Below are 5,726 nucleotides of genomic sequence, written 5' to 3' on the forward strand. Positions count from 1 at the left end.
TAAATCTTTTTAATGCTTTCTCAAAACCTTCCTCTGGTTTAACTTCAACTACTGCCATAAAAAACACCAACCTCCTAAGATTAAAATTTTATCTTATTAGAATACATTAATTTAAACCTTAAAGTCAATCTTTATTGAATTTTTTCAACTTCATAAATGTCTTCTTTATCTTCGTAATAAAGTACTATTTTAAATTTATTAAGACTTGATAGGATTTTTTCCATTGTTTCTTTTTTTAGCTGTATGTGTTTTGAATTTGTTGACATGTCTATTAATTCTTCAGGTTTTGCACTTTCTACACTGAATATTTGTTCATTTGATTGCCATTGGCGTGATATTTCCCCCATAAAAGGATGTTCTTGTACTTCTATAGGAAACATTTGAACTAACTGCTTATCTGTAATCTCTATTTCTATTTCTTGTGGGAAAAATCTCTTTAATTTAAATTTAGCCATAAAGAAATTATACTATAAAAGGGGCTTTTAAGCCCCTTAAATTTTATTCGTTTAATGCTTCGTAAACTTTTCCAACTAATTCTTCAGATGGTTTTAATGTTTTCTTTCCAGGTTCCCATTTTGCAGGACAAGCTTCTTCTGGGTGTCCAATTAAGTATGCGTTAGCTTCCATTTTTCTTAAGAGCTCATCTGCGTTTCTTCCAACATTGTAGAAGTTTACTTCTGAACTTACTAATTTTCCTTCTGGAGAAATAATGAATGTTCCTCTAAGTGCAAGTCCAGTAGCACAGTCGTAAACTCCAAACATTTTGGAAACTTTTCCAGTTGGGTCAGCACCCATAGGGTATTTTACATTTTCAAGAAGTTTTTCATCTCTGTGCCATGCAAGGTGAACAAATTTTGTGTCAGTGGATACAGATACTACTTCAGCCCCAAGCTCTTTTAATTTTGGATAAACTTCAGCTAAGTCTGCAAGTTCAGTTGGGCAAACAAATGTAAAGTCTGCTGGATAGAAAAATAGTATTGTCCATTTACCTTCTTTTTTTGCTTCTGCGAGTGAAAAAGTTCCAAATTTACCTGTTTCAGGTTCATAAGTTTCAAGTTCAAAATCAGGTACTTCTTGACCTACTAAGATTACTTCTGACATGATTCTACCTCCATTTAAAGTATTTATTAATAATAATTCTCAATTAAATTTAGTCATAAATAAATGAGCTAAATCAGGTTTACATCAGAAATTATAAAATTTATGTTTACTTTGTTATTAAATTTAGAAATTTTAGGAATGTATGCAATATTTATTTTTTGTCCTACAGAAAGTTTATTTATATAGTTTTTAGCTCCCCACCACAAAGCTTCAAAATAATTGCCGTTTGTATCCTTTAACCAGAATTTTATATGGCTGTTATCTATACCAATTGTCATAAAATCCTGTATTCTTAAATTTTTTGCAATGAACCTTGGAAATGGATTTTCTTCTCCAAATGGTTCAAGAATTGATAATGATTTTAATGTCCTTTCGTCCCAGTAAGAAAGAGGAACTTCCATATCTATTTCAAGGTATATTTCTTCTTTTTCTACATTTTTCATTTCTTCTTTTAATATTTCTTTTAACTCTGGAATTTTTTTTGATTTAATTGTAAATCCAGCAGCCATAGAATGACCGCCAAATTTTTCAAATATGTATGCGTGTTTATTTAAAATTTTGTGTATATTAATCTCTGGTGTACTTCTTACAGAGGCTACTGCATATCCATTATTTACTGCAAGGACAAAAGAAGGTATTTTATACTTTTCAAGTAATCTTCCTGCTACAATTCCTATAACTCCTTGATGCCAGTTTTTACCTGCGACCATTACAAAATCTTCAGGTTTTTCGTTTTTTATCATTGTTTGACTTTCTTTAAATACATTTTCTGTTATTTTTTGTCTTTTTTTATTTAGGATTTCAAGTTCATATGCAAGTTGTTTGCTCTGTTTTTCATTTCTGGATATTAACAGTTTTACTGCCTTTTTCGCATCATCTAATCTTCCTGCAGCATTTATTCTTGGTGCTATTTGAAACCCTACATCAAAACTGCTTACCTTTTCAAGATTTAGTTGATTAAGCATAGCTTTAATACCCTTTCTTCTTTTACGGTTAATTTCCTCTATTCCTTTCTTTACAAGAATTCTATTTAAGTAAGTTAGAGGTACAACATCTGCAATTGTTCCTATTGCTACAATGTCAAGGTAAGGACTGAGGGGAATATCTTTTTTTAAAAGTTTTCTAAGCATAATCATCAGGTAAAAAACAATCCCAACAGTTGATAGATGTTTAAAATAAGGATTTATTTTATTGAATAATTTTGGATTTAGTATATTTACATTTTCAAACTTCCAGTTTTTATCTTTTGGTTCGTGATGGTCTAAGACAAAAACCTTTAAGCCGTTTTTTGCAGCAAATATTAACTCATCATAAGCACTTGTTCCACTGTCTAAAACAATTAAAATATCAGATAAAGATGATATTTTTTTTATTGCAGCTTTATTTAATCCGTATCCTTCTGAAAATCTACTTGGTATATAGTACTTAACTTTAACACCTATGTCGTACAAAAAATTAGCAAGAAGAGCTGTACTCGTTATACCGTCAGCATCATAATCTCCATAAATTGCTATGGATTTTCCTTTTTTTATGTCATTTGCCAGATTTTGAGCAATTTCTTCAAGTTTCGTGAAATATTTTGGTTCTATAAGATTTTTTATCTTTGGATATATATTTTCTTCTTCAAATTTATTATTAAATAAAGTTCTGCGGTTAAATATAAGCTGACCTAAAACTCTTCCATGTTTGTTTATAAGGTAATCAGGTGCTTTTTCTATGTCTTCTAAAATAAGCCACCTTTGACCTGTTAATCCTTTTATCATTGTTTTTCCTTTATTTATTGGAAAACAGATTATATCATATTATATTTAATATTAATCATTTTTGAAGGGGTGTTTGATTTGGGCAGGATTATAAAATTTAACAGTAAGCATGATAATGAAGAAAAAGATTCAAAAAGTATTGAAAACAACAAAGAAGAACATAACTTTACAGTAAAAAAATTAATCAAAAACAATTTGAAAGAGGCAATTGAAAACTATTTGCTCTCTGTTTTTGCAATTAAGAACATACTTACCGTTGAATACATAGATAAGGTTAACAGGTCTGATGTGGGTTTTATTGGAAGAGTTGTATATGAACATAAAAGAAGAGAGGGAATATTTGTTGCCGATTTTATAGGTCAGCTGTGAAAGAAAAAATTATACTTACAGAATAATAGAAATTGCTTTTGAAACAGGTGAACCACATCTTTATAACCAGATAAAGATATTTAAAAGCTAAAAATGTACTTCCTGTCATAAAAAATCAATGAAAATTGTGTTATATTTAAAAGTTAAATTAAAAATGGAGAAATGATATGGGTTTTCAGCCGTTAAGAATAGGAAAATATGAAATACAGTATCCTATAATACAGGGCGGAATGGGAGTTGGTATTTCATGGGAAAATCTTGCTGGTACAGTATCTAAGTACGGCGGTCTTGGGGTTGTTTCATCTGTTGGTACAGGTTATAGACATCCTAACTATGTAAGACTTAAAGATGGAAGACCAGTTGGAAGTAAATATATACATAATAAAGAAGCTTTAACTCAAATAATAAGAGATGCAAAAGATATAGCCGGCGGTGAAAAGGCTGTAATTGGAGTTAATATTCTTTGTGCGATAACAGATTATGGAAGAGTTGTAAGGGATTCTATAGAAGCTGGAGCAAATATAATAATTTCAGGAGCAGGTCTTCCACTTAGACTTCCAGAATACGCTGAAGGTTCAGATGTTGCTCTTGTTCCGATAGTTTCATCAGCAAGAGCTTTGAGGGTTATCTGCAAACATTGGAAGAAAAAATACAATAGACTTCCTGATGCTGTTGTCGTTGAAGGACCAAAATCAGGAGGTCATCAAGGTATACCTTATGAAGATTGTTTAAAGCCTGAGTTTCAACTTGAGAATTTAGTTCCGCAAGTTATAGAAGAAAGGGATAAATGGGGTGATTTTCCTGTTATTGCTGCTGGTGGAATATGGGATAAAAATGACATAGAATTCTATTTAAATCTTGGTGCTGCTGGGGTGCAGATGGGTACCAGGTTTGTTGGTACTTATGAGTGCGATGCATCAAATGAGTTCAAGAAAGTTATAATAAATGCCAAGAAAGAGGATATACAGCTTTTGAAATCTCCTGTAGGTTATCCTGCAAGGGGAATAATAACAAAACTTTTAAAGGATATAGAAAGAGGAACAGCCCCAGAGGTTAAATGTGTTTCCAACTGTGTTGTTCCTTGTAATCATGGTGAGGAAGCTAAAAAGGTTGGATACTGCATAGCTGATAGGCTTGGTGATGCGTATCTTGGAAGATATGAGACAGGTTTATTCTTCAGCGGTTCTAATGGATATAGAATAAAGAGACTTGTTCATGTTAAAGACCTAATCAGAGAGCTTGTAGAAGGTGTTCCTTCTGGACAGGAAATGCCGGAAGATGTGAGTATAACCTTATGATTAATTTCATTAATTGAATGAAAATAATATTTAATATATTATATTATGTTTTAAATTTTTCACAAAGAGGTGTTGTTAATGTCTTTTCAGTTTACTGAAGAACAAATTAAAAGATACAGCAGGCATATAATACTGCCGGAAGTTGGCGGTAAAGGACAGGAAAAACTTTTAAAGGCAAAGGTCCTTGTTATAGGGGCAGGTGGTCTTGGTTCTCCATCCTTATATTATCTGGCAGCTGCTGGTGTTGGAACTATTGGAGTAGTTGATTTTGATGTTGTTGATTTTTCTAATCTTCAAAGACAGATACTCCACAACACCTCAAGAGTTGGAATGCCTAAAGTTGAATCTGCAAAAAAAACATTAGAAGAGCTAAACCCTGATGTTAAAGTTATTGCTTATAATGAAAAAATTCATAAAGGTAATGTTTTAGATATAATCAAGGATTATGATATTGTTTTAGACGGCTCTGATAATTTTCCAACAAGATTTTTGGTTAATGATGCCTGCTACTTTTTAAACAAACCTCTCGTTTCAGCAGCAATACTTAGATTTGAAGGACAGCTAACTACTTTTGATTATAGAGATAAAGAAAATTCACCTTGTTATAGATGTTTGTTCCCTGAACCTCCACCTCCGGGACTTGTCCCAAGCTGTCAGGAAGCAGGCCTTTTAGGAGTTGTTGGCGGAATAATGGGTACTCTACAGGCAAACGAGGCTTTAAAACTTATACTTGATATAGGTGAGCCTTTAGTTGGTAAACTTTTAATATTTGATGCACTTGGAACAGAATTTAACATTGTAAAACTTAGAAAAGACAAAAAATGTCCTTTATGCGGTGAAAACCCAAAAATAAAAGAACTTATTGAATATGACCAGGAAAGCTGTGAGATTAGATTTTAGTATAATATGAGATATAAAAAAGGTCTTGAAGAAGTAGGAAAAGCTATTATAAATATAGGTGTAGCATCTGTTGTTTTTGCTGTTATTCAGCCTATAGTTAATGATAAATTCTCACCTACATTAAGTGTAGGTGCGGTTTTTGTTTTTATTGTTTTAGCAACGGTAGGTTTTTATGTTGTCTCTCTTGGAGGAGATTGTAATGATAAAGACTTATGAAGAATTTTTAATTTTTTTGGTTGTTTCCATAACGTTGTTTGCTATAGCTTTATCTGTTTTCACAATTTGGGCGGAAAAA

The 5,726-nt window shown here is 31.8% G+C and carries 7 protein-coding genes; 4 read left to right on the plus strand and 3 right to left on the minus strand.

The genetic code is table 11. The features are described 5' to 3' along the window. Positions 1 to 131: 131 nt before the first annotated feature. The 3 genes from HG1285_RS06265 to recJ all read right to left on the minus strand — a co-directional run bounded on the left by HG1285_RS06265 (position 132) and on the right by recJ (position 2,864). Positions 132 to 455 (minus strand): hypothetical protein, encoded by a 324-nt coding sequence (locus HG1285_RS06265; RefSeq protein ID WP_008288182.1) that lies wholly within the window; start codon positions 453 to 455, stop codon positions 132 to 134. 43 nt (positions 456 to 498) lie between these two features. Beyond that, positions 499 to 1,101, minus strand: a complete 603-nt coding sequence (locus HG1285_RS06260; RefSeq protein ID WP_008288183.1) for a peroxiredoxin — start codon at positions 1,099 to 1,101, stop codon at positions 499 to 501. Between the two features lie 68 nt (positions 1,102 to 1,169). After that, a complete protein-coding gene (gene recJ / locus HG1285_RS06255; RefSeq protein WP_008288184.1) occupies positions 1,170 to 2,864 on the minus strand; it encodes a single-stranded-DNA-specific exonuclease RecJ in 1,695 nt (564 codons plus the stop codon). Positions 2,865 to 2,942: 78 nt separating this feature from the next. Here recJ and HG1285_RS06250 point away from each other — a divergent pair, with 78 nt between their 5' ends. From HG1285_RS06250 to HG1285_RS06235, 4 genes are all read left to right on the plus strand, one after another. Continuing rightward, on the plus strand, positions 2,943 to 3,233 hold the full coding sequence (locus HG1285_RS06250; protein ID WP_008288185.1) for a hypothetical protein: 291 nt from the start codon (positions 2,943 to 2,945) through the stop codon (positions 3,231 to 3,233). Positions 3,234 to 3,400: 167 nt separating this feature from the next. Then, positions 3,401 to 4,531 (plus strand): nitronate monooxygenase family protein, encoded by a 1,131-nt coding sequence (locus HG1285_RS06245; protein ID WP_008288186.1) that lies wholly within the window; start codon positions 3,401 to 3,403, stop codon positions 4,529 to 4,531. 78 nt (positions 4,532 to 4,609) lie between these two features. Next, the gene (gene moeB, locus HG1285_RS06240; RefSeq protein ID WP_008288187.1) at positions 4,610 to 5,431 is read left to right on the plus strand and encodes a molybdopterin-synthase adenylyltransferase MoeB; all 822 of its coding nucleotides are present in this window, start codon (positions 4,610 to 4,612) and stop codon (positions 5,429 to 5,431) included. Positions 5,432 to 5,437: 6 nt separating this feature from the next. Then, positions 5,438 to 5,647, plus strand: coding sequence for a hypothetical protein (locus HG1285_RS06235; protein WP_008288188.1), 210 nt, complete (start codon positions 5,438 to 5,440; stop codon positions 5,645 to 5,647). The last annotated feature ends 79 nt before the right edge of the window (positions 5,648 to 5,726 follow it).

The sequence above is a fragment of the Hydrogenivirga sp. 128-5-R1-1 genome, from assembly GCF_000171895.1.